This is a genomic window from Streptomyces sp. (assembly GCF_036566765.1).
GTDB lineage: Bacteria > Actinomycetota > Actinomycetes > Streptomycetales > Streptomycetaceae > Streptomyces.
The window spans coordinates 1-22,376 of record NZ_DATCVQ010000480.1; the positions used below are offsets into that span (position 1 = coordinate 1).

General features: G+C 70.8%; 24 protein-coding genes. 13 read left to right on the forward strand and 11 right to left on the reverse strand.

Annotated features, from left to right (window positions below; genetic code table 11):
- The first annotated feature begins 185 nt into the window (after nucleotides 1-185).
- Together VIU94_RS28150 and VIU94_RS28155 are read left to right on the forward strand one after the other, a co-directional pair.
- Nucleotides 186-1,163: a zeta toxin family protein gene (locus VIU94_RS28150; protein ID WP_331915400.1), complete on the forward strand. Its 978-nt coding sequence runs from the start codon at nucleotides 186-188 to the stop codon at nucleotides 1,161-1,163.
- A 182-nt stretch (nucleotides 1,164-1,345) separates the two neighbouring features.
- Nucleotides 1,346-1,597, forward strand: a complete 252-nt coding sequence (locus VIU94_RS28155; protein ID WP_331915402.1) for a hypothetical protein — start codon at nucleotides 1,346-1,348, stop codon at nucleotides 1,595-1,597.
- Between the two features lie 89 nt (nucleotides 1,598-1,686).
- On the opposite strand, the gene VIU94_RS28160 is transcribed toward VIU94_RS28155, so the two are convergent.
- A complete protein-coding gene (locus VIU94_RS28160; protein ID WP_331915404.1) occupies nucleotides 1,687-2,751 on the reverse strand; it encodes a zeta toxin family protein in 1,065 nt (354 codons plus the stop codon).
- On the reverse strand, nucleotides 2,732-3,007 hold the full coding sequence (locus tag VIU94_RS28165) for a hypothetical protein (protein ID WP_331915406.1): 276 nt from the start codon (nucleotides 3,005-3,007) through the stop codon (nucleotides 2,732-2,734). The genes VIU94_RS28160 and VIU94_RS28165 overlap by 20 nt, the downstream gene beginning before the upstream one ends.
- A gap of 91 nt (nucleotides 3,008-3,098) precedes the next feature.
- On the opposite strand from VIU94_RS28165, the gene VIU94_RS28170 reads away from it, so the two are divergent.
- The 8 genes from VIU94_RS28170 to VIU94_RS28205 all read left to right on the forward strand — a co-directional run bounded on the left by VIU94_RS28170 (nucleotide 3,099) and on the right by VIU94_RS28205 (nucleotide 10,402).
- Entirely contained in the window at nucleotides 3,099-3,344 is a 246-nt protein-coding gene (locus VIU94_RS28170) for a DUF397 domain-containing protein (protein WP_331915408.1), read from the forward strand.
- Nucleotides 3,345-3,557: 213 nt separating this feature from the next.
- Nucleotides 3,558-4,799 carry a helix-turn-helix domain-containing protein gene (locus tag VIU94_RS28175; protein WP_331915410.1) on the forward strand — a complete coding sequence of 414 codons (1,242 nt, stop codon included), beginning with the start codon at nucleotides 3,558-3,560 and terminating at the stop codon, nucleotides 4,797-4,799.
- Between the two features lie 79 nt (nucleotides 4,800-4,878).
- Entirely contained in the window at nucleotides 4,879-5,508 is a 630-nt protein-coding gene (locus VIU94_RS28180; RefSeq protein WP_331915412.1) for a bifunctional DNA primase/polymerase, read from the forward strand.
- 5 nt (nucleotides 5,509-5,513) lie between these two features.
- The gene (locus VIU94_RS28185; protein WP_331915414.1) at nucleotides 5,514-5,780 is read left to right on the forward strand and encodes a hypothetical protein; all 267 of its coding nucleotides are present in this window, start codon (nucleotides 5,514-5,516) and stop codon (nucleotides 5,778-5,780) included.
- A gap of 342 nt (nucleotides 5,781-6,122) precedes the next feature.
- Nucleotides 6,123-7,367 (forward strand): TfuA-like protein, encoded by a 1,245-nt coding sequence (locus VIU94_RS28190; RefSeq protein ID WP_331915416.1) that lies wholly within the window; start codon nucleotides 6,123-6,125, stop codon nucleotides 7,365-7,367.
- Nucleotides 7,357-8,499, forward strand: coding sequence for a YcaO-like family protein (locus VIU94_RS28195; RefSeq protein ID WP_331915418.1), 1,143 nt, complete (start codon nucleotides 7,357-7,359; stop codon nucleotides 8,497-8,499). The genes VIU94_RS28190 and VIU94_RS28195 overlap by 11 nt, the downstream gene beginning before the upstream one ends.
- Nucleotides 8,496-9,392 carry a class I SAM-dependent methyltransferase gene (locus tag VIU94_RS28200; RefSeq protein ID WP_331915420.1) on the forward strand — a complete coding sequence of 299 codons (897 nt, stop codon included), beginning with the start codon at nucleotides 8,496-8,498 and terminating at the stop codon, nucleotides 9,390-9,392. The genes VIU94_RS28195 and VIU94_RS28200 overlap by 4 nt, the downstream gene beginning before the upstream one ends.
- Nucleotides 9,389-10,402 carry an NAD(P)H-dependent glycerol-3-phosphate dehydrogenase gene (locus VIU94_RS28205; RefSeq protein ID WP_331915422.1) on the forward strand — a complete coding sequence of 338 codons (1,014 nt, stop codon included), beginning with the start codon at nucleotides 9,389-9,391 and terminating at the stop codon, nucleotides 10,400-10,402. Before VIU94_RS28200 ends, VIU94_RS28205 begins: the two co-directional genes overlap by 4 nt.
- A gap of 74 nt (nucleotides 10,403-10,476) precedes the next feature.
- Here VIU94_RS28205 and VIU94_RS28210 read toward each other — a convergent pair whose 3' ends face one another.
- Genes VIU94_RS28210 through VIU94_RS28245 form a run of 8 tightly spaced genes read right to left on the reverse strand, consistent with a single transcriptional unit; the run spans nucleotide 10,477 to nucleotide 18,747 of the window.
- Nucleotides 10,477-11,052, reverse strand: a complete 576-nt coding sequence (locus tag VIU94_RS28210; protein ID WP_331915424.1) for a DUF4913 domain-containing protein — start codon at nucleotides 11,050-11,052, stop codon at nucleotides 10,477-10,479.
- Entirely contained in the window at nucleotides 11,045-12,784 is a 1,740-nt protein-coding gene (locus VIU94_RS28215) for a type IV secretory system conjugative DNA transfer family protein (RefSeq protein ID WP_331915426.1), read from the reverse strand. The genes VIU94_RS28210 and VIU94_RS28215 overlap by 8 nt, the downstream gene beginning before the upstream one ends.
- A complete protein-coding gene (locus VIU94_RS28220) occupies nucleotides 12,784-14,325 on the reverse strand; it encodes a putative type IV secretion/conjugal transfer ATPase (protein WP_331915428.1) in 1,542 nt (513 codons plus the stop codon). The genes VIU94_RS28215 and VIU94_RS28220 overlap by 1 nt, the downstream gene beginning before the upstream one ends.
- A 7-nt stretch (nucleotides 14,326-14,332) precedes the next feature.
- On the reverse strand, nucleotides 14,333-15,781 hold the full coding sequence (locus tag VIU94_RS28225) for an SCO6880 family protein (RefSeq protein ID WP_331915430.1): 1,449 nt from the start codon (nucleotides 15,779-15,781) through the stop codon (nucleotides 14,333-14,335).
- Nucleotides 15,778-17,145: a hypothetical protein gene (locus VIU94_RS28230; protein WP_331915432.1), complete on the reverse strand. Its 1,368-nt coding sequence runs from the start codon at nucleotides 17,143-17,145 to the stop codon at nucleotides 15,778-15,780. Before VIU94_RS28230 ends, VIU94_RS28225 begins: the two co-directional genes overlap by 4 nt.
- A gap of 14 nt (nucleotides 17,146-17,159) precedes the next feature.
- Nucleotides 17,160-17,954, reverse strand: coding sequence for a DUF8175 domain-containg protein (locus VIU94_RS28235; protein ID WP_331915434.1), 795 nt, complete (start codon nucleotides 17,952-17,954; stop codon nucleotides 17,160-17,162).
- Between the two features lie 11 nt (nucleotides 17,955-17,965).
- Nucleotides 17,966-18,265 (reverse strand): hypothetical protein, encoded by a 300-nt coding sequence (locus tag VIU94_RS28240; protein ID WP_331915436.1) that lies wholly within the window; start codon nucleotides 18,263-18,265, stop codon nucleotides 17,966-17,968.
- Complete coding sequence (locus VIU94_RS28245) at nucleotides 18,265-18,747, reverse strand: hypothetical protein (RefSeq protein WP_331915438.1); 483 nt, start codon at nucleotides 18,745-18,747, stop codon at nucleotides 18,265-18,267. Before VIU94_RS28245 ends, VIU94_RS28240 begins: the two co-directional genes overlap by 1 nt.
- A gap of 304 nt (nucleotides 18,748-19,051) precedes the next feature.
- Between VIU94_RS28245 and VIU94_RS28250 the strand changes: the two genes are divergently transcribed.
- On the forward strand, nucleotides 19,052-19,513 hold the full coding sequence (locus tag VIU94_RS28250) for a helix-turn-helix domain-containing protein (RefSeq protein ID WP_331915440.1): 462 nt from the start codon (nucleotides 19,052-19,054) through the stop codon (nucleotides 19,511-19,513).
- Nucleotides 19,510-20,601: a C40 family peptidase gene (locus VIU94_RS28255; protein WP_331915442.1), complete on the forward strand. Its 1,092-nt coding sequence runs from the start codon at nucleotides 19,510-19,512 to the stop codon at nucleotides 20,599-20,601. Before VIU94_RS28250 ends, VIU94_RS28255 begins: the two co-directional genes overlap by 4 nt.
- A 77-nt stretch (nucleotides 20,602-20,678) precedes the next feature.
- Here VIU94_RS28255 and VIU94_RS28260 read toward each other — a convergent pair whose 3' ends face one another.
- Nucleotides 20,679-21,455, reverse strand: coding sequence for a hypothetical protein (locus tag VIU94_RS28260; protein ID WP_331915444.1), 777 nt, complete (start codon nucleotides 21,453-21,455; stop codon nucleotides 20,679-20,681).
- On the opposite strand from VIU94_RS28260, the gene VIU94_RS28265 reads away from it, so the two are divergent.
- A complete protein-coding gene (locus VIU94_RS28265) occupies nucleotides 21,450-21,932 on the forward strand; it encodes a PadR family transcriptional regulator (protein ID WP_331915446.1) in 483 nt (160 codons plus the stop codon). The two genes, VIU94_RS28260 and VIU94_RS28265, sit on opposite strands and share 6 nt — an antisense overlap.
- Nucleotides 21,933-22,376 lie beyond the last annotated feature (444 nt).

Consider the following 22,376-nt stretch of genomic DNA (forward strand, 5'->3'; position numbering starts at 1 on the left):
CCGGTCTGGGTGTATACGTCGCCGTCTTGCAGGTCGGCGGCGCGCTTGCGAAGTCGGGTCAGCGACAGCCCCACCGGTTCAGCAGAGGCCGGATATCACGGTGGCTGGGCGAGGACTAGCGTCCGTAGGAGTGCGAAGGACACTCGCCCGCGGAGGAGAACCGGCGGATCTTCGTCCTCGACATCGTGCCGGACCTCCTGACCGGCCCCGCCGCGCAGGACCCGGCCACCGCCGTCTTCCTGCTCGGACAGCCCGGCGCAGGCAAGACGCGCGTGGCCGAGTTGATCGCGGAACAGCTCGATGCGCGCGGCGGGTTCGCTGACATCGACAGCGACCTCTACAAGCCGTACCACCCGATGTACGCCCGGCTCATGGCCGAGGACGACCGGCTCATGACGCTTTACACCGGGAACGACGGGCGGGCCTGGATGCGTCAGGCCCAGCAGTTCGTCCGAGGCGAGGACCCGCTCTCGGGCGGGCGGCAGCTGAACGCTCTGGTCCAGGAGATCGCCATGGACCCGCAGTTCCTGGCCGAGACCATGCGGAAGTACCGGAACGTGGGCACCCGCGTCGACACCTTCGTGCTGGCCGTCTCCCAGGCCTTAAATGAGCAGGGCATCCTCAACCGCTACCACGAGCAGGTCCTGGACCGCGGACAGGGACGTCTCACCGTCCCGGAGAAGGCCCAGGCCTCGTACACCGGCATCGCCGACTCCTGCGAGGTCATCGTGCGCGAGGGCCTCGCGGACTTCGCCGCCGTCTACCGCCGCGGCGAGACCACCCCCCGCTTCGCGGCCGACGCCACCGAACTCGCCCGCACTCCCCTGGCGCTGCGACAGTCCGTGGAGCGGGAACGCAACCGGCCCTGGACACCGGAGGAGTCCCACGACTTCCTCAGCGTCCAGCGGAAGCTGCGCAAGGGTCTGCCGCCGACTTCGGCCCGCAGCTCGACCGCATCGACAAGTTGGCCGCCCCGCTGCTGGCGGTGCCGGGGCTCGGTGCCCCGCGCATATCGACCGCGGCCGCCCGCTCACGCAGCGCCACCGCCGCCAAGCGCCCCGCCCCCGGACAGGCACCGGCGCCGACCGACCGCACGTTCCCCCGGCACGGCCCCGAAACACCCGGACAGCGTCCAGGGCGCAGTAGGTAGGGAGGCACTGTAGGCGCTGTTCCTGACGCACCACGGCGGTGCCGCCACACGACGACGCGGGGCCCGGCCCCCCTCCTGTGAGGGGACCGCCGGGCCCCGCGGGTTATCTGGCCAGACTGACCGCTGCACGCCGAGCGGGCGGCGGAGGCCGCCTGCCACCTCGCCGACATCGCGGCCCCGGGCGGCTGGAACTCGGTGGCCGCCGAGGACGTCCTCGACGCGATCGCCACCCTCACCGTGACCCTGGGCAGCGCCGCGCCGGAGCTGGCGCAGGCCCTGGCCGCGGTGGCGGCCGCGATCAACGATGCCCGCCGGCACTTGGGCGTCGCCGTCGACGACCAGGAGGCGGAGCCGCCCGTCGCAGCGGCGACGGTGCTCCCGGCGCGCGGACCGCTGAAGCGGCGCGGGCTCGGACCGGGCTTCCAGGGCATCCGTACGGGCCGCTGACGGGCCCTACACGACGACGACCATCTGCCTGGAGCGCAACCTGCTGCGGCCGCCGAACGCGAGAGGACCGTGCACGTGACACCAACGCGTCACCGCGCTCGGCCGCTGCTGCTCTCTTGCCCGGGGGCGTGAGGAAGGGCAGGCCGGGGTGACGTCGGTGGAGCCGCAGACTTCTTCGCGACTCTGGACGACGGCAGGGTTGTGGAGCGCTTCCGCGCCGCCTGCGTGCTGACCCTGTTCGCTGCCGACGGTGGGGCCAACATTGGGGCAGCGAGCTCGTCGACGCGGGCCAGGCGCTTGCTCCAGTCCTCGGCGATCTCCCCCTTGGGATTCGCCACCGCACCGCGTCGTTGGAGAAAGTCCTGTCGGGTGGCGTCGTCCCATTGCTGCATGCGGGTCTCCTCGAGGACCTCGCGTGACGGCTGGGACGGTTCCCATGTGCCATCGGTACCAAGGTGCTTGCTGAAGACGATCCCGCTGGCGTCGACAACGTGCAGCGCGTCGACCAGCCCGCGTTCCTCTACTGTCGTCATGATGACAGGGACGCCGTCGAACACCTGCTGCTGGAGCTCCAGGGAGACCAGGAAGCTGTAGCCGGGGCCCTCGGTGAGGGCATGCCGGTGCCGGTCCATCACGCCGACCTGGGAAAGCGCCTGGTGCAGCGCGGTGTACGCCAACTCGACGCCGTACCCGGCTGCACGAAAATCGGACACCCGGTTCAGGGTGTACTCCTCGTGGGTGTACGGACCGATGAACATGATGTTCAGCTGCCGTACGCGCACTTCGTCCAGGATTTTCGCGCGCAGAAACTCGATGTCCGGAACGCACATGCGCAGGGCCTTCAGTGCGCCGTGCTCCCGGGCGAGGGCGTCGTAGTGCGGGTGAAAGGCATAGTGGTCGTCACCGTCGAAGAACACTACGTCCGTCAGGCCGAGCTGCTCGGCTACCAGCGGCCGCAGCGTGGTCTTTCGGGAGCCCTGCGGGCCGCCGAGGAGGACCATCCGGGGAGAGTCCTGGGAGGTGAATCGAGCCAGGCCCGGCTGTACGTCCTCGCGGAAGATTTCGTCGAGCTGTTCGTCTGACAGGCGTCGCGGCGGCTTCTTCGCCTCCTGCTCGTTCGCCGGCGCCGATGCGTCACTCACCAGCGCTGCCATTGCGTATCGTGGCGAGCTCGGTAGGCATGTCCCGGAGGATCTCCGCGATCCGCTCCCGGCTGTCGGCGGTCAGGGCATCGCGCTCGGCCAGCAGCGGGGCACGCTTCTCGCGCAGGGCTCGCGCGTCCTGCGCGCTGGGTGCCTCGCCAATTCGGCCGCTGTAGGCGGCGATCACCGCGTTGAGCAGGGTGCGCGCCCGCTCGTAGGCGTCCATCTCTGCCGCCGTCCACCGCGGCGACCGTGCGGTACTCGGCATGAGTCCCCTTCCCCCGTGCCCGATCGTGCCGGCGTGCCAACAGGCCTCTACCTACGGCACATCGCTCCTAGACTTCCATATGCAGGCGTCAGTGATCAGCCCGATTCGTCACCACCTGGAGAGGATCCACATGCCGCTTCCGTCGACCGGATGGCACAAGAGCACCTACAGCAGCGACTTCGAGGATGCCTGCGTGGAGGCCTCCGTGCGCTCGGACGGTGAAGGTGTGCTGATCCGGGACTCCAAGGATCACGCCCGTCGGCCGCTCGATGTCTCGGCCGTAGCCTGGCAGGCCTTCCTCGGCAACCGCCCTGGAGAGCGCGGGCCATTGACCTGACGTCGTCCAGGGAGTTGAGAAATTCGTGACCGACCGGCCCAGGAACCCGGCGGTACTGGGAGTCGTACGTCGTCGCGGCTGCCCGAGCGTTGACGCGGAGTGCACGGTCGGCCCTCCGCCGAACACCGATCCGGTGTGAGCCGTTGGCGTGTCCGCGAGCTGGCTGGGCGGGTACCGTCCGGGTTGTGGAGTCCGGAACGGAGAGGTGCCGCCATGTCCCAAACCCCTGACACCGGTATCGGTGCGCGCGTACGTGTGGCCCGGATTGCGGCGGGCCTGACTCACGCGGAGATGGCCGGGCTGGTTGGCCGGTCCGGAAGGTGGGCCGAGGACGTCGAGGCCGGGCGGCTTCCGCTGGACCGGTACTCGCTGATCTCGGCGGTGGCGACGGTGTGTGAGGTGGACGTGGTGTGGCTGCTCGGGCAGCCGTACCGGCTGCGCCGGGAGCAGGGCTCGGCGGTACCGCACATCCCGGCGATGCGGGCGGCGCTGCGCCGGTCCTCGCTCATCCTGTCCGGGCATCCGGGGCTCGTCCCCTCCACGCCGGCCGCTGATGCGCAGCGGGTTCGGGAACAGGCCGCGGCGACGAACCGGCACCGGCAGGGCGCGAACCTTCCGGCAGTAGCCGGGCTGCTGCCCGCGCTGCTGGAGGACTTGAACACCACGATCCTGCTGCACGAGCGAGGTACGGCGGAGCGGGACGCGGCCCTGCGCCTGCTGGTGGACGCGGCCCGGAACGCGCGGCAGACGCTGAACCAGACTGGGCTGCCCGATCTGGCGTGGGTGGCGGCGGAGGTGGCGGCCGGAGCCGCGACGCAGCTGGACGATCCGATCGTGAAGGCGGCGGTGGCGTGGGACCGCTGCGGGGCTCTGCTGCACCAGGGTTCCGCGCGGGAGACGCAGGCGGTCGCGGACGCGGCGCTGCGGGACCTGGAGCCGCTGTCGGCAACGGGGGACACCGACGCCCTCGTGCTGGAGGGGGCGTTGGTGCTGCGGCAGGTGATTGCCTGTGCTCGCGCCGGGGATGCGGGCGGGGCATGGGGGCAGGCGACGCGGGCGCTGGAGGTATCGGACCGCCTGCCGGCGGGGCATCACGATCTGCGGTGGCAAACGGTGTTCTCTCGGGCCAACGTGCTGGTGCACACGACCGAGGCCGGGGTCGAGGTCGACGAGCCGGACACCGGGCTCGCATTCGTGGACGGGGTGGACGTGCCCGCGATGCCGAGCCGGGAGCGGATCACCCACTACCGGATCGACGAGGCGCGGGCGCTGCACCGCATGGGCCGGTCGGGCGAGGCGGTGGTGACGCTGCGACAGGCGGCGCAGAGGGCGCCGCACTACGTGCACGCGCACCCGATGGCTCGCGAGCTGGTCGGGGACCTGGTCCGTCGGGGGGTTCCGTCCCAGTCCGTGGCTCTGTCGGGGCTGGTCCGGGGGATGGAGCTCGTGTCCTGATTTCAGGGCGCATATGCCAGTTGGGCGGCCTACAGGATTCCTGTGGGTCGCCCTTGTCCTTCGGCGGGACGCTCGTGCCGTGACCATCACCTACGGTTCCAACGCGGACACGGGGGGCGACATGAGCGACATCCTGCATGTCCTGCACGGCCGCGACACCATCGAGTGCGCTACGGCGTACGACCGGCTTGGCTGGCCGGTCGCCATAGGGCACCGCCACCGCACGGGCTCCGGTTGCACCTGCCGGACCGCCGACTCGAAGGCCCCGTGCGTCACCCCCGGCGCCCACCCCTTGGAGGCGGCCGTCAAGCCGCTGGCGCCCGGTGAGCTTGCCGCCGTGTTCGAGTCCGCACCCGGGGCGGGCGTCATCGTCCCGTGTACGAACTGGGACGCGCTGGTCGTCGCCCACCCCATCGGCATGGCCGTCATGGTCCGCGCCAACGCCGCCGGCCTCCACGTCCCGTGCCTGACCTCCGGGCACACCACCGCGACCCTGCTCGTGGCACCCGGCACGGGCGCAATCCTCACCGGCTGCCCGAACGTGGAGGTCCGTTCCGGGCCCGGCGCCTGGGTCGCACTGCCCCCGTCGTACGGGGTTCGGTGGGACACCGCGCCCGCCGAGGACACCCCGCTGCCCGACGCGGTGTCCGTGCGCCCGCACCTCACCCAGGTACTCAAGCTCGCCTCCGCCGATCGCGCCCAGCGGTGAGCGTGATGACCCGTCGAACGGGGCAGCGTGCGGGCTCCGCGTCCGCGCCGTACGCGCTGGGTGACGTGGTGCGGGGGCTGGAGGCCCTTGCCACGGGTGAGCGCCGTCAGCCCGAGACCTTCGAGGGGGCGGTGGTCCAGGTCGGAAGCGGCTGGGACGGCGTGGACGCAGACAACGCCTATCTGTGGGTGCGGCTGCCGGATGGCACGGAACGGCAACTCGCCATAAAGGCCTGCGCCTTGGTGACCCCGGCTGGCCAGGCCTCGTCGTGAGTGCCTCGCGCCTCGCCGTGCTCTGATCACACACTTCCCGCCTCGACCAGGGGCGGGCGGGCGGGCTGCGGCCCGCGGCACCACCGGATGCGGGCAGAGGGCCCGCACCGTCGTCAATCGCCAAGAGGAGAAGCTCATGGAGCAGTCCAAGTCCGGTATCGCCGCCGCCAGCACCTCGGCGTCCGTGGAGGGGACCGAGGAGATCGCCGGGACCGTCGTGGTCGCCGTCGACGTGGAGGACGAGGAGTAGTCCTCCCCCGCCCGTCCTGACCTCGGCGCCCCTTCTTCTCGTGGCCCGCGGGCCCGGGGAGGGGCGCCCTTCGCGCTTCACCGGAGGGTGCAGTGATTCACGTGTACGTGGGGCCGACGCTGTCAGCGTCCGAGCCCGTACTCGCCGGGCCGAGCCTGCGGGTCCTGCCGCCGGCGCGGCACGGCGACCTGTTCGACACCGCGATCGGCGGCGGCGACACGGTGGTCCTCATCGACGGGGTGTACCACCAGACGCCAGCGCTTCGGCACAAGGAGATCCTGGCCGCGATGGGCCGGGGTGTCGGGGTGATCGGGGCCGCGAGCATCGGCGCACTGCGGGCGGCCGAACTGGCGCCGTACGGGATGCTCGGCGTCGGCAGCGTCTACTCCGCCTACGCCTCGGGGCAGATCGACGGTGACGACGAGGTCGCGGTCGGGCAGGTCCCGGACGGGGAGTTCGGCGCGCTGACCTGGCCGCTGGTCAACGTCCGACATGTCCTGGGGCTCGCCCAGTCCGTCGGGGTCCTCGACGGCGAGCGGGCTGCCGGGCTCCTGGAGGCGCTGCGCGCGGTCTACTACCCGCAGCGCACCTGGGCCGCCGTACGGGCCGTATGCCGCCGCCAGGGCGAGACGGCGTTCGCCGGGTGGCTGACCGGACAGCGCGAGCGGGACCGGCACTTCGGCGACCTCAAGCGCGCCGACGCGCTCTCGGCCATACGTGCGGCGCTCGACGGCGCCGCTGCGGCCCGGGTCATCGAGCCGCCCGTGTGGGAGACGGCCTACTTTCGCCGCTGGTCCAACGCGTTCGCCCGCAGCTGCGTGGATGGGATGGCACTGCGTACCGAGGACCGCCTCGTCTACCAGCAGGTGTTCGACCCCGCGTTCCACGCACGGTGGGCGGCCTACCTCGAACACCTCTCCCTCCACCCGGCCGACGGCAGGCCGGGGATGGACCTGGCCAAGCGGCTGGCCCGGGCGTGCAGCGGGGACCTGCCGGCCGACCGCGTCTTCCACCCGGAACTCGATCTGCGCGACGAGCAGACGGTGGCCTTGCTGCTGGCTGGCGAGACCGCGCACGACCGGCAGGCGGTCGCCCGGTACGCCGATGCCCTCGCTTGGGCCTGCCGCAGTCGGCCGGGCTTCTCGACGGCGGCGGTCCGCGACGAGGTGAGCCGCGATCTCCTGCTGCGGGCGTGGCGGTGCCCTGAGAGGGAGTTCGACGCGGAGGCGTCCGCGCGGGGGCTGGTCTGCGGGGCACGTGCCGTTCACGCGGCCAAACGGTTCGTGCCCGGGTTCCTGGAGGAGATCGAGAGGACGGAGACGGCCCGTGTCGGGTGAACTGGTGGCGCTGCCGGGCACAGTGCGGGCCCGGACGCCGGAGGAGACGTGGCAGGCCGTGGCCGGGCGCCTTGGGGAGTTCGGCATCACCCGGGTCGCGGACCTGACCGGCCTGGACTGCGTCGGGCTTCCGGTGTGGACGGCGATCCGGCCCGCGTCGAAGACCTTGTCGACGTCGCAGGGCAAGGGCGCAACCGCGCTGCTGGCGAAGCTGTCGGCGGTGATGGAGGCGATCGAGCTGTGGCACGTCGAGCAGCCGCTGCCCGTCGCCGCGTACGGCCCGGCCGCCGAGGTCGCCCCCGACTGCCCCGTGGCGGCGCTGCCGCTGACCGCCGGGTACCCCGAGCGGGCGCTGACCCGCATGGTGTGGGAGTGGACGGCCGGTACCGGCCTGGTGAACGGGGCGAAGATGCTGCTTCCGGTTGACCTGGTCCGCCGCCGCGTCCAACGGCGCCCGTGGACCCCGGACGTGCTGCGCACAACCAGCACCGGGCTCGCGTGCGGCAACACGCGCGACGAGGCGCTGCTGCACGGCCTGTTCGAGGTGGTGGAGCGCGACGTGCTGCACCGGGACAAACAGGCCGACGGGAAGCGGCGCACCCTCATCGAGCCCGGCTCGGTCGACGACCCGCACGGCCGGGAGGTCATCGAGCGGCTGGCGGCCGCGGGCATGGCGCTGGAGATCGCGCTGGTGGACGGCCCGTACGGGCTGCCGGTGTGCGTCGCGTACCTGTGGTCGGAGGACTACCCGGTCGTCTTCGCCGGCGGCGGCTGCCACAGCAGCCCGGCCATCGCGCTGACCCGGGCGGTGACCGAGGCCGCGCAGTCGCGGCTGGCCGCCATCGCCGGGACCCGCGATGACCTCCCCAGCGACCCCGGCAGCTTCGACGCCCCGTCCTTCCGAATCGCCCGCAACGGCGCGCTCGCTCACTGGGCGGAGGTGACCGGCTGCTTCGCCCCGGCCAGCGGAGGCTTCGCCGAGCAGGCCCGGGACGTCGCCGCCCGCATGGCGCCTGTCACGGGACACGAGCCTTTGGCCCTGGACCTGTCCGCCCCCGACTGTCCCGTCCATGCCGTGCAGGTCGTCTGCCCCGGCACCCGCTCCCGGATCCGAAGGTCAATGCCCCGATGAACTCCACCACGCCCCCGACACCGGCGCCGCCTGCACTCGCACCCACGCAAGGGCGCTCGGCCCAGTACGACGCCTTCCATGCCGCACGTGCCCGCACCAACCTGGTCGCCAGCCTGTACGCCCAGGCGATGGGCGAGGACTACCCGGCCGAGGTCGGCTCCTCCAGCTCCTGCGACTGGCCGCTGCTGGGGCTGCTGACCGCGCGGCTGCGACTGCGTCCCGGACAGCTGCTCGTGGACGCCGGATGCGGCGCTGGCGGTATCGGGCTGTGGCTGGCCCGCGCCCTCGCCGTCCGCCTGGCCGGGTTCGACCTCTCACCCGTCGCCGCCGCCCAGGCCACCGCCCGCCGTACCGACTTCCTCGGTCCGGCAGCTGGCCGCGCCGTCTTCCACGTCGGGGAGCTGGAGCACACCGGCCTGCCCGACGGGTCCGCCCACGGCATCGTGTGCGTGGACGCCCTCGGCAGTGCCATCGACCGCGGGGCTGCTTTGCGCGAGCTGGGCCGCATCCTGGCTCCGGGCGGCCGGCTGGTCGTCACCCGCGCGCTGCGGCGCGGCGCGGAACCGGCGTGGCACGAGCAGGTCGCCGCCGCCGGTCTGACGCAGGAACACCTGGACGAGCGGCCCGGCGAACCCGCGATGTGGGAGCGGCTCTACCAGCTGTGGATCGCCCACGCCGACCCGCTGCGGCGCGAGCTGGGCCAGACGCCGGCCGAGAACATGCTCCGCGAGGCCCACCGGATGCTCCCCAAGGTCCGCGGAAGACGGGCCGTCCTGCTGACCCTGCGGCACCTCCCAGCAGACCCGGCCGTATCGGCGGCGGTCGATAAGATGGACCAGCCCGACCGCCGTGCCGGCGACAGGCCCGCGTCCAGCAAGGAGACCTCGCAGTGAGCCAGCGCCGTTCCGCCCGTGCTGCGGTGTTCTCGGCCGGTTCCTGGGGCACCGCTGTCGCCAAGATCCTGGCGGACGCGGGCACCGACGTCATCGTGCACGCCCGCCGCAGCGAGATCGCTGACGCGATCAACACGACGCACCGCAACCCTGGCTACTTCCCGGACATCGAGCTGCCCTTCTCCGTGACCGCCACGACCGATTCGGCGGTCGCCCTGGACGGCGCGGACTTCCTCGTGCTGTCCATCCCCGCCCAGTCCCTGCGCACCAGCCTCGCAGCGTGGGCCCCGCACATCGGGCCGGACACCTTGATCGTGTCGTTGATGAAGGGCGTCGAGCTGGGCAGCCACCTGCGGGCGAGCGAGGTCATTACCGACGTGACCGGCGTCCCAGCGGATCGGGTCGCGGTGCTGTCCGGACCGAACCTGGCACGCGAGATCATGGAGGGTCAGCCCGCCGCCGCAACCGTCGCGTGCCCCGACGAGGACGCCGCCCGCCGTTTCCAGCAGGCGTGCCACACCGGCTACTTCCGGCCCTACACCAGCACCGACGTGATCGGCTGCGAGCTGGGCGGCGCGGTGAAGAACGTCATCGCCCTGGCGGTCGGCATCGCCTCGGGCATGGGCCTGGGCGACAACTCGACGGCCATGCTCATCACCCGGGGGCTGGCGGAGGCCACCCGGCTGGCCACGGCCATGGGCGCCCACCCGGCCACTCTCGCCGGCCTGTCCGGCGTAGGCGACCTGGTGGCCACCTGCTCCTCCCCGCTCTCCCGCAACCGCACCTTCGGCACCCACCTCGGCCACGGCCTGAGCGTCGCAGAGGCGACGGCCGCCACCCGGCAGACCACCGAGGGCGTCAAGTCCGCCGAGGCGATCCTCGCCCTGGCCCGCGCCCACGACGTCGAGATGCCGATCACGGAAGTCATCTCCGCCCTGCTCCACGAGAAGGTCACCCTCGACGAGGCCGCCGCCGCGCTGATGCAGCGGCCCCCCAAGCCCGAGCGCTGACCCCCGGGCAGCCCCGCTGCGCGGGCCGCGACAAGGCCCCTGCCAGACGCGACAGGGGCCTTGTCGTGCGTGCGTCAGTCCTCAGCGCGACTCCACGCGCTGGGCACGATGCCGGGCAACCGGTGGTCGATCTGGTGCTCACCCTTGGTGCAGCCCGCCATCGGGCCGTTGGAGGGGCGGAGCTCCCGCATGCAGGGGTCGAGGTGGTCGCGGTGCCACACCGAGGGGCCGGTGTAACCGCAGGTCGCCGGGTCGGTGAGCTCCTGCCAGGCCAGCCACAGCGCGTGCAGCCGTGCGATGACGACGGGGTGCTCGAACCACAGATGGCACCAGCGGGCGTCGGCGCTGGGCTCGGCCAAATACCCGGGGACGAGCACGCCCTCGACCCACTCGATCAGGGCGCGCAGCTCGTCGTCGTACTGCGGGGGGTCGAGCAGCAGGATGAACGGCGGGAACTGCGGCTCGTCCTCGGCCTCTTCGCCGGCGTCCGCAGCGTCATCGGCGAAGGCCTCGCCCGCGTCGGCATCGGCACCGTCGGTCAGGGTCTTGACCTGGGCGGACAGCCGGGTGACCTCGGCCTTGAGGTCTTCCAGGTCCTGGAACAGCCCGACGGGAACCTCGAAGTCGGGCACGTCCGGATCGTCAGCCACGGCGGGCGGCCTTCCTCTCCTCGTACGCGGCCACGGCCCGCTTGGTGATGGCGCGTTCCTCGGCCTTCATCTGTTCGCCGATGTGGGCCATGGCCTGCTCGGCGTACCAGGGCCGCAGGGCGATCTGGGCGACGGGCATGCCGGTGGACAGGAGCAGGGCGGTGCCCTTCTTCATGGCGCGGATGTCGGCGGGGTCCAGGATCTGCTCGCGCTGCTCGGAGCGGCTGTAGGAGTAGCCCTCCTTGCTCTTGGTGTAGGAGCCGCGCTCGACGAAGTGGGCGCCGACGAGGGTGGAGACGTCGCCTGCGAAGCGGGCGTCGTCCAGGCCGACGCCGATGACCTTCTTCGTGGCGGCCGACCACATGGCGTCCATGCCGACCTCGCCCCACGCTTTGACGCCTTGACGGTAGCTCTGGAGGATCACGAACGGCGTGATGCCTCGGCTGCCGAGGTGGGAGTAGAGGTCGGGCAAGTCGGCGATCTTGCAGATGTTCGCCGCCTCGTCCAGGACGGCGCGCATCGGCTCGGGCAGGCGTCCTCCGTGCCGTTCACCCGCCTCCGCTCCGGCGGTGAAGACGGCGTCGGCGAGCGCGGCGACGACCGCGGACGTCGGTCCGCCCTTCTTGCTCAGCAGGTAGAGGGTGTCCTTGCTGGTGGCGAAGTGCTCGGGGTCGAAGCGGGGCCGGTGGTCGTCGGGTGTGACCCAGGCGAGGACCTTCTCGTCGCGCAGCGCAGACATGGCGGTCCGGGCGTTCTGGTAGATGCCGCTCTGCGTCTCCTCGGCGATGTTGACCGAGGAGTCGACCTGTTCGGCCAGCACCGGCTCGTGCTGGAACAGGACCCTGAGCGGAGCCTTCTCCTTGGGGTCGGAGATCCACTTCATGACGTCGCGGACGGTGCCACCGGCCCACCACGCGGCCCGGAACAGCCCGACGAGGAGGTCGCCTGCGGCCTGGCTCCAGAAGGGGTCGGCCTGCTCGGAGGTGATCTGCGTGACGAAGTGGCTGGCGAGCCGTTCGGCGCCCTCCACCGTCTCCGCCTGCGCGATCATGTCCCACCACATGTCCCGCTCGGCCTGGGCCACGCCCTGGGTGTCGAGGATCCAGGCCTGCCCCACCCTCGAACGCGACGTCAGGGTCGCGGCGTAGACGTCGGCCTTGTTCGACGTCATCAGCAGGCTGCCCGGGGCCTCTTCGGCCACGGGGATGGCCAGCGACGTCGACTTGCCCGCGCGGGGGGCCATGATGGCGATGTAGGTGTCCTCGTCCGAGCCGCGCAGCTCCACCTTCGACGGCAGGTGGTCGCCGAGCAGTACGCCTCGGTCGGCGGGCCTGATCTCCTTCGGCTTGGTGTCCTTAAGGGAGGCCCGTAGCCGGGTCGCGGTGCGCGCCGCCTGCTTCGGCGTGAGCTCGCGGACCTGGTACAGCGTCGCCAGGCCGGAGGGGTTGCGGAACCAGCGGAAGCCCAGGCGCAGCCCCCACACCATGAAGGCGACGACGGCGACGTCGAGCAGCCCGGCGCCGACGGCGGACGCGGTCGGGGAGTGCGGCCACGCCGTCGACCAGCTGGTGGCCATCTGGTAGGCGGAGACGAGGGAGAGGGGGAAGGCGGCGGCGTCCTCGCCGGTGACCGCAGCGCCGGCGGCCGCCCCGGCCCAGGTGGTCGCGGACAGCACCGTGGAGCCGCCGAGGACGATGCCGCCGAGCAGCCAGGCGCGGTCGTTCTCCGTCATCATCGGCGCGTGTCCCCGTTCTCCGGCTGGTGGTTGTTGTCGGTGTGGTACAGCCGGGCCTCGGTGGCGGTGAGTTCGCTCGCGGCGGCGATCCCGGGCCGGGTGCCGATCTTGATCAGGTACTTTCCGCGGCCGGGGTGGACTTGGTCACTGGTGTCCAGGCCGGTGCTGGTGGCCGAGGACCAGGAGCTGATCATCATGCGTTCCTGCTCGGTCAGTGCGCGCTTGCCGGTGACGCGCTGCAGCTCCTCGGCGGAGGACGCGCCGATGACCCAGGTGTCGCAGCGGTCCATCAGGCCGCGGGCCTTGGACCGGTCCTCTTCGGTGGGCAGCGACTCGCTGTCCAGGAGGCTGTGGGTGACGTAGATGGTGACGTCGTCCGTGGTGCGGTTCAGGCGGCTGATCGCGTCCATGGAGTCGACCAGGCCGGGCCCGGACCGCAGCGCGCGCCACATCTCGTCCATGGGCAGGACGAGTTTGCGGTTCATCATGCCGATGCTGCGGGCGCTGTCGATGGAGCTGTATGCGTACGCCCAGGTGGCGATCATCCCGGCGCTGATCACGTCGTTGCCACGGGCCCGCAGGCCCGAGATGTCGACCGAGACCGCCGGCGCGTCCAGATCGAGCGGCGTCGTGGTGGGGCCGTCGAACAGGCCCTTCAGCGGCCCGTCGCAGAGGTTGTCCAGACCCGCGATGACGGAGCGGGTCAGGTCCCTGTACGCCTGGTCCTCCGCGGCGAGCTTCACCCGCAGCGCCTCCGGAGCCTGGCGCAGGACCGTGATGACGTCCGGGATGATCGGATCGGCGTCCGCAGCGTCCGCGGCCAGTTGGACGGCGGTGTTCAGCGCGGACCGCTCGATCTCGTTCGGGGAGCGGCCGAGACCGTTCTTCGTGGACAACAAGGCACCGAGGGTCTCCAGCCGGCGGCCGTTGAGGATGTCCAGCAGCCCCGCCCGGTCCTCGGCCGACAGCGCGCCGAGGTGGCCCTTGAGCGGGCCGGAGTCGAGGGGGTTGATCCGGCCCGCGCCGTCGCCGATGCGGATCACGCTGCCGCCGAGCTCGCTGATCAGCTGGCTGTACTCGCCCTTCACGTCGCCGGGCACGCACACCATGAACCCGTACGCGCTGTAGACCAGGCAGATCCGTTTGACCAGCGCGGACTTGCCCGCACCGGGCTGCGACATGACCCACACGCCCGGGTTGGTGGTGAGCTTGCCCGTCCAGCCTGAGGGGTCGATGCAGACCAGTTCTCCGGTCAGGACGTCCCGGCCGACGGGCACGCCGCGCGGCGGCAGCCCCGCGCCGAGCAGGAACGGGTAGACGGAGCCGACCTGGGTGGACGGGCCGGTGTAGACGGTGCCTGCGTCCTCCACGGGGACGCGGCCGCTGAACCGGCCTCCCCAGCCGAGCCGGCCGGCGAACCGGCGCCGCTTGCGACGCTCGGCCTGCTTCTGCGCGCGCCGCTCGGCCGCTGTCAGTTCGGGTCCGGCGGCTGCCAGGCGGCGGGGAGTGGTGACCTCGGGCTTGCGTGTGCGTGCCACAGTGCTCCTAGCTGACCAGCGGGTTGTAGCCGAGCGGCAGCCCGGCGGCGAACACGGCGGCCTGCGCGCCGTACGCGGGCCGCATGCGGATGCCGCGGGTGGCCTTCACTGCGCGTTCGAGCTCCTGGCGGGCGGCAGGCAGTTCGGCCTCGCTGCGGGCGGTGGTGGTGACCAGCAGGGTCCAGTCGACGACCTGCGCGCCGCTCGCGGCCTGCGCGGCGGCCTTCTCCGCCTGCTGGTAGTCGACTTTCTGCGACCAGCGGGCGCGGCCCTTGACCTGTGCGGTCGCCTCGGCGCGCTGCTCGGCGTTGCTGATCTCGCGCTCCAGCACCGCCTCGCCCTCGTGCGGGTCGAGGACGCGGTAGGCGAGCGTGACGCGCCGCTGGTACCGGCCGGGGCTCAGCAGCGGCAGCAGGACGCTGTACGGGATGGGGCGGCGCGGCATCTCGCGAAGCACCCAGGAGACGGACACCCCGCCGTCGTGGGCGTACTCCTCCCATCCGTCGTCGGCGGCCTGCGGGCCGCACTCGCCCCACTGCAGCTCGGCGAAGTCCTCGTCGCGGGCGTGGAACGCGTCGGGGTCGTAGGCGGCGCGGACCAGGCGGCGGACGTCGACGTCGGTGGCGCGCCGGTAGATGTCGGTCCCCGTGCCGCTCAGGTCGAGGGAGTCGACGACGCGCAGGGCCTCGCCCACCTTGTCCACCAGCTCCGTCGGCGGGATCGCCGTCGCGTTGGGGTCGACGGTGACGCTCATCCACGGCGCGACCGAGGCGGTGGCGTGCGGGGTGGTGGCCACGAGCTCGTCGATGGTGGCGCGGGCCAGCGCCGGAGCGTCGGCGCGCTTACGCAGCCTGACGTCGTCGCCGAGCGCCTCGCCGGCCCCGGGGGTGATCTGGATGGTGACGGAAGCGCCCTTGATCTGCTCGTCCGTGCTCATGGCGTCCAGCACCGCGCCCCAGGTGCGGATATGGCCCTGGACCGCGTTCGTGGGCGCCATGAGACTGCCGCCCGGGGCGAGCAGGGTCGAGATCGTCATGTAGTCCGTGGCACGGTCGTGCACGACGCCGACGGCCCGCCCGCTGGTCGGGTCGTGAGCCTTGATCAGCGTGGACGACGCACCGACGCCGGGCAGGTCCAGGGCGTAGGGCAGAGGCAGCAGCACCCTCCGGAAAGAGGTGGCGTCGGCACGGGCGGCCCTGCGCCAGGCGGCCTTGGCCCAGTAGTAGCTCAGCGCGGACATGCCGTGCCGGCGCGCGGCGGCCAGACCGATCACGGCCAGCGTCGCCGGGAGCGTGACCAGCAAGGTAGCGGGCTCGGTGGTGGCGATGATGCCGTCGGCAGCCAGCGCCGCGGCCGCGGCGATGGTGGCGGACTTGGACAGGTTCCCGAAGCCGAACTCGCGACGGACGCGGAAGCCGTCCGCCCGCAGCGTGTTGGGAACCTCGTGCGTGCTCACGACTTGTCCCCCCCTCCCATCTCGTCCGAACCCTTCTGGATGGTGTTGTTGATGCCGTCCAGAACTTCCAACCCCAGCGTCACCGGACCGCCCGCGGCCGCCCCCGCCTCGGTCTTGACCCCATCCGCCACGACCTTGCCCTTCACGTCACGCGAGCCGACGTCGGGGGACTCCGCCTGCCGAGGCACCTTCCCCTCGGGCGGACTCTGGGCGCCCTGCTGGGGCCCCATGCTCTGCTCCACGTGCTGGGCCTGCGTGACCGCGTCGGTGCCCTGCCCATCGCCGCCGCCACCGCCACCGCCGTCGCGACCGGAGCCGACGAGGTCGGCGATGTTCGAGGCCGCGCCCAACGCGCCGCCCGCAGACAGCCCGGCACCGACCTCCGCACCCAGCGGGGCGAAGATCTTCGTCAGCGGCGCCGGAGCGACCACGCCGAGGAACAGCGTCGCAAACCCCCGCAGCCACTCGGACAGGGTCTGCGAGTGCCCGAACTGGGCGAACCCGATGCACAGAATGATGGCCAGGATCGGCTTGTAGGCGATGATCACCAGGATCGAGGTGATCAGCTTCGGAGCCCACTGCCGGGTGACCTCCCCGCCGACCCGGCCCGCGCCCGCGATCGGCAGCAGCATGCACTGGATCGGGATCGCGGACTCCCGCAGGAAGATCATCACCAGCTGCACGAAACCGATGAGCACCAGGCCGATCACGACGCCCGCGACGATGCCCGGGTTCTGGATGGCCACAGGCAGCATCACCGCGACAGCCCGCTCGACGGCCTGCCCGGGATCCTTGAACGTCGCGTCGACCAGGCCTTGTGTCAGTTCGTCGCCCAGCTGGAGCAGGGTGGCGATGATCGTCAGCCCGGCGCCCGTCAGCAGGGCGTTTTGAACCCACCCCACCAGGGCCTGCCCCGCGTACTTCATCTGCCCGGTGACGGCCATCTTGCCCAGCTGCCACATCAGGCCGAAGGCCGCGATCACCCACCCGAGCCACATCATGATGCCCGCCAGCGTGGCGTCCTTACCGAACAGGCCTGTGGCCTCCAGCCTCAGGGAGGGGCCCTGCAAGGCGACGGTGAGCGTCGTGCGCAGGATCCACACCGCGACGTCCTTGCCTGACTTGATGACATCGCCGAGAACGGACTTCCAGACCGAGTCCCATGCCGGGGACAGCGCCTTGGCGGTCTTGTCACCGATCTTGTCGCATACGTCCTCGCCGGTGAGCGCGTCGGCGATCGCGCCGGCGATGGGCCCGGATGCTGCTTCGCACATCAAGTCGATGGCCTGAGCACCGGGTCCGTCCGCCGCTGCGGGCGGCGCGGACAGCAGACACAGGGCCGTCGCCAGCGCCGCCAGCAGCACAGCGAACCGGCTTCTCATGACGCCTCGCGGATCGCGGTCCACTCGGACAGGTTGAAGCGGGTGTCACCCGGGGCCACCATGTCCGGCTTCGACAGACCCCGAGTCTGCCCGGCTGCGCGGGTGATCGAGTCGCCGGTCAGCTTCCAGTCGTCGTCCACCCACTCCGCTGCGAGCAGCGTACGGGTGTATCCACCCTCCTCGGGCTTTGTCTCACCGGTCTTCGTGACCGAGCGAGACAGCAGCCACACACTCACCTCGTCGTCCGCGGCCTTAATCACCTTGAACCCGACCACCCAGTTGCGCACATGGGCACCCGGCGGCAGATCCGCGTCAGGCCCAACGCCCATCTGGCGCTGGATCTTCTTATCGGTCTTCTTGGCCTGACCCTCGATCTGCTCGGCATTCTGGTCGGTCTGGTCTTCGCTGGTCACGTACGAGCGGTAGATCCCGAGCTGCTCGTCGACGGTGGATCGGTCGCCTTCGATGGTCGTGGTGTTGGCGGCGGCCATCATCGCCACGGCGCCCTCGGTCGTGTGCGGGAACCCGACGGCATTGCCGTTCTCGTCGGTTCGCCGGCCTCGCGGCAGCGCCGCCCAACGGTCGGGCTCGGTCCAATCCGGCGGAGGGTTGTACCCGGGCGTCGGCGACGCCGAGGCGCTCGGTGTGCTGGTGCCGCCCTTGCCGGTGTTCGTGGTCGAGTCGTCGCCGCTGAAGATCGCGTAGCCGGTCAGGGCGAGCACGACGAAAGCCATGCCGCCCGCGCCCCACATCAGGGCGCCGTTCGTTGCCGTCCTGCGTGAGTTCGTCATGTCCGCCCCTTTCAGGCCGCGATCCCGTTGATGATCGTGATCAGGGATCCGGCCAACAAAACCGCGGCAATCCCTCCTCCCATCCACTTGAACGGCTCGCTCCCGCCGCCGTTGCGGCTCTTGTCGGCGACCGCCAGCTTGAAGACCCCGAACCCGGTCGCCCCGGCCCCGGCGAGGACGAGCAGCCACAGGCCGTACCCGAACAGCTTCGAGACTGTGCCATCCAGATTGGGGATCTTCTTCGGCGTCGCCGGCGGGATGCCGTCTGCACCGGCGTCCGCGAGGAGGCTGGCGAGAGTCACGTAGTCCATCACAAGGTCCCTTCGAGGTGGCGGCGCAGCTTCGCGGCCGCGGTCTTCACGTCGTTGTGTTCCAGGGCGGCGTCCGCCCCGTCTGCGTTGCGCAGGCTCGGCAGGTACGCGACCTGCGAGATCCCGGCGAAGCGCTCGTTGAGCGCCCGGTACCGGTAGCGGGCGGCCGGGGCCGGCGGCACGGGGGCGTCCGCCATGAGCACCAGCCACGGGCGGGGCATCCCCGGATCCCAGGCGCGGAGCATGTGCTCGACGCATGCCGAGCCGTACGCCGTGGTGTCGGCGACCAGCACCGGCATCGCGCCGTACGGAACGGCCTCGCGCGCGTGCAGCACCCGCGCCGCCGTCCCCGACCCGTCCGCATCGAGCATGCGCGCGACCGTGAGCACCCCAATTGCCGGGCCGTGCACGGCGATTACTGCGTACCGCAGGACAACATCGGGCACCTGTACGGGCGTTGCCTCGACTGGATGCACTGTCATGGATTCACTCCCCCCGTTTCAACTGCAATCACTGAACATCCCGGGCGCGCAGACTAGCGCGATGCGAGTGACGTCTGAGCTCGCACACCCCAACGACGCAACCGACCCCATGTTCCGTTCCACCAGCGCGAAATGTGCCGTTCTCGCGAGAATCACGAGACGGCGCACACTCGCTTGTGCGTAGACTGCCACACCCGAAGATCCTCGTTTCAGTTGCAATCTGACGCGGAGTGAGACTACACATGATCGCGCCAGTTGCGCGCGCCTATTCAGTAGCACGTTTCGACGACAGTGGAGGTCCACCGTGTCCGCGTTCGACGGCGCACGAGCCCGCACCCTGCGTGTGCAGGCGGGCGTAAGCGTCGAGAGCCTGGCCGCGGCGGCGGAGCTGAGCCCGAACACCGTCAGGTCGGCAGAGAGCGGCCGCCACCAACCCGACCCCAGGGTCGTCACCGCGTTGGCCACGACCCTGGGCGTGACCCCAGCCGACCTGGTCGTCCGCTGCGGCACACCGACCCTGCGTCACATCCGCCGCCGTCTCGGGCTCTCCCAGAACGAGATGGCCCAGCGGTTAGGCATCGGCCGCCAGATGGTCTCGCGCGTCGAACGGGGGGTCGGCGGCGTACGCACGCCGTACACCTGGGCCGCCGCCTACGAACTCACCGAGACCCAGTGGGAGCGCGCCGTCCAGGCGACACGGGACGCGGCGCGCGAGCAGGTCCGCGTACGAACGAGCCGGAACGCCCGGCGGGGGGACAGACCATGAAAGTGCTCACCGGGATCGCGGCCGCGGCCGTGGCCCTCCTGATAGCGCCGATCTTCCTGATCGGACTCGCCGCGGCCGCCGTCGACCGCCCCGACATCGAGCTGCCCGACGGCAAGGGTCGCGGCCTCAAGGGGGTCCCAGCCGCGTTCCACCCCTGGTTCCTCAAGGCGTCCCAGGCGTGTGAGCACCCGGAGCTGTCCCCCGCCCTCCTGGCCGCCCAGATGAACCAGGAGTCGCACTTCAACACCAAGCGGCCCTTCCGCTCCCCCGCCGGCGCCGAAGGCCCGGCCCAGTTCATGCCCGGCACCTGGGCCACCTGGGGCCGCGACGACGACGGCAACGGCCGCATCGACCCGTACGACATCGGCGACGCCGTCATGGCCCAGGGCCGCATGATGTGCTCGCTCGTCGGCCAGGCAAAGCGCTCCGGCTACCGCGACGACCCCCGCCGCCTGGCACTGGCCGGCTACAACGCGGGCTGGACCCGCGTCGAGCAGTTCAAGGGAGTCCCACCGAGCTCGTGGGCACTGCTCGACAAAGATGACCCTACGTCGGGCCAAACGTACAACTACGTGAGGCTCATCATGGCCTCACTCCCCCAGTTCCAAGGACCCACCGGCCTCAACGTCTCCGGATCCGGCATCGGCCCCAACGCCCTACGCCGCGCGTCGAGCTATATAGGTACCCCCTACTCCTGGGGCGGCGGAACACCCGCCGGGCCCTCAAGGGGCTACTGCGACGGCACCAACGGCTACCTCCCCAACGGCGAGTGCAGCGCCTCCAAGACCCCGGGCTTCGACTGCTCCTCGCTCGTGCAGTACGCCTACTGGCCCGACAAACAGCTCCCGCGCACCGCCGAGCCGCAGTACCGCGCCACCGCCCACAACCCCGTCGCCAAATCCGAGCTCCGACCCGGCGACCTGCTGTTCTGGAGCAACAAATCCGGCTACATCTACCACGTCGCCCTCTACGCCGGAGACGGCAAGGTCCTCCACGCACCTCGCACCGGCCGCAACGTCCAAGTTCAGGACATGGCCACAGCCATGCCCGCCGGCGACTACCACGGCGCCACCCGCCCCCAGGCCTGATGTAGGTTCCGAATGGAGATGTCGTTGTCCGAGTGATTTGTCATTCACTTGTCGTCCGGACGCCTTGGGCTGAGCCTCTATGCGGTTCTGCTTCCCCGCGGGAGGCAGGGTTGCGCTGGCTTCCTGAAGTGGGTGCACAACCCGCACCACTCCTCGTCCATCCACACGCCACCGGTCACCGCGTGCTGTACTGATGCGACTGTCGCCGGCAGGTCCTCAGCCTTCCTGGCGAAGCAGCGCGCGGCCCAGATGTCTTCGTCGCCCCACCACTTGTGGAGCTTCAGATGGATAGCGGTCTCGTTGCTGCTCCACCACTTGTCGGCGGGCCCAGTCGCCTCGACATCGCGGGCCGGGAGGCGCGCTTCGGCGACAACTGGCTCCTGACCGGGTTCGGTGGCCACGCCCAGGGTCACATGGGGCCAGCCCCGGACCTGGGCCAACTGAGCATGGGCCTCCAGGCGCTGGACGATGCTGCTGTTGATAATCCGGGGCTGTCCCGCGAGCGTCATGACAGTGCGCCCGTCGAGGAGGACGTCAACGGGCCACGTCTGATCGCCATCAAGGATTCCGCGGAAGCCCCAGCCGTCGATGCTGGGGTAGATGGTGGCCTCGCCGTTCAGGCCATGTTCCATGCCGTTGGAGGTGATGAGTGGGTACCACAGGCCGCCGTAGCGTTCCTCGAAACGGATCATCGCCTCGATGGCCTCATGGGGCACTAGTGCCTCGCTCTTGTCGGAAGCCTCCGCGCGGGCCAACTCGCGTATCCGAACAGCGGGCATCGAAGGGCCACGCCGTGCGCGCGCCAGGAGAGCCGCGACACGGGGCGACAAGCGAGGGTCATCGAGGATGTGCACGTCAACACGCTAGCGGGTCGGGGTCAGTCATCTCGATCAATTGACCCCAGCCCGCGCACCCCCTTCAGCGACATCACTGTCGAGCGCATCCGCATCGCCGGGCCTACGCTCGTTTTCCTGCGCCACCTGCTCATCCGACCGCAGGAAGAGTTCTACGGAGCCGAGGTCATCGCACGCACTGGACTCGATCCAGGGACGCTCTATCCCCTGCTTAAGCGGCTCGAACGCGCAGGATGGCTCACCAGCCGCCTCGAAGACGACGTCGCCTGGATGAACAGAGCCACCCCAGGCCGCGGTCCCGGCAAACGCCGCACCTTCTACACCCTCGCGCCTGAGGGCCACCGCGCCGCCCGCCACGAAGCCCAACACCGCACCCGCGGCCTGAAGAAACCGACAGATCGTCCGGACAAAACCCCGGCAGGAAGCCTGTACAGCACTCCAAAATGCCAGGTCACGTTGCCACCGGACGACAACTGAAATCGGAACCTACACACGCGAGCAAAGCTTCCCCGCCTCCAGCCGCCTGGTCACCATGCCCGAGCCGGACAGGTGATCGAGGATCCTCGGAGGCCGTGCGCGAAGGCCTGCGCCTCGACGGGGCGGTGCCGAAGGTGCTGGCTGCAGACCGGGCCGAGTCGCATGCGCCACCCGATCCGCGATCGAGCCCGCTAAAGTCACCGTCTCGATCCTGACCTCGTCGCTTGCGGCAGCCGCCAAGGAAGCGGCCTCGCACAGCCTTCGAGCTCCGCAACACTCCGGACCAAGAGACTGAGAGCGGACAGCGCAAGATCCTTGTAGGCATTCGGCGGCAGCTCTGGCGGGGGTCGATCCGAAGACCGTGCGCCGGTACGCACGAATGAGGGACGCCGGTCGCCCGACTGGCGGGCCGGTGTCCCGGCCGAAGGTGATCGACCCGTTCAT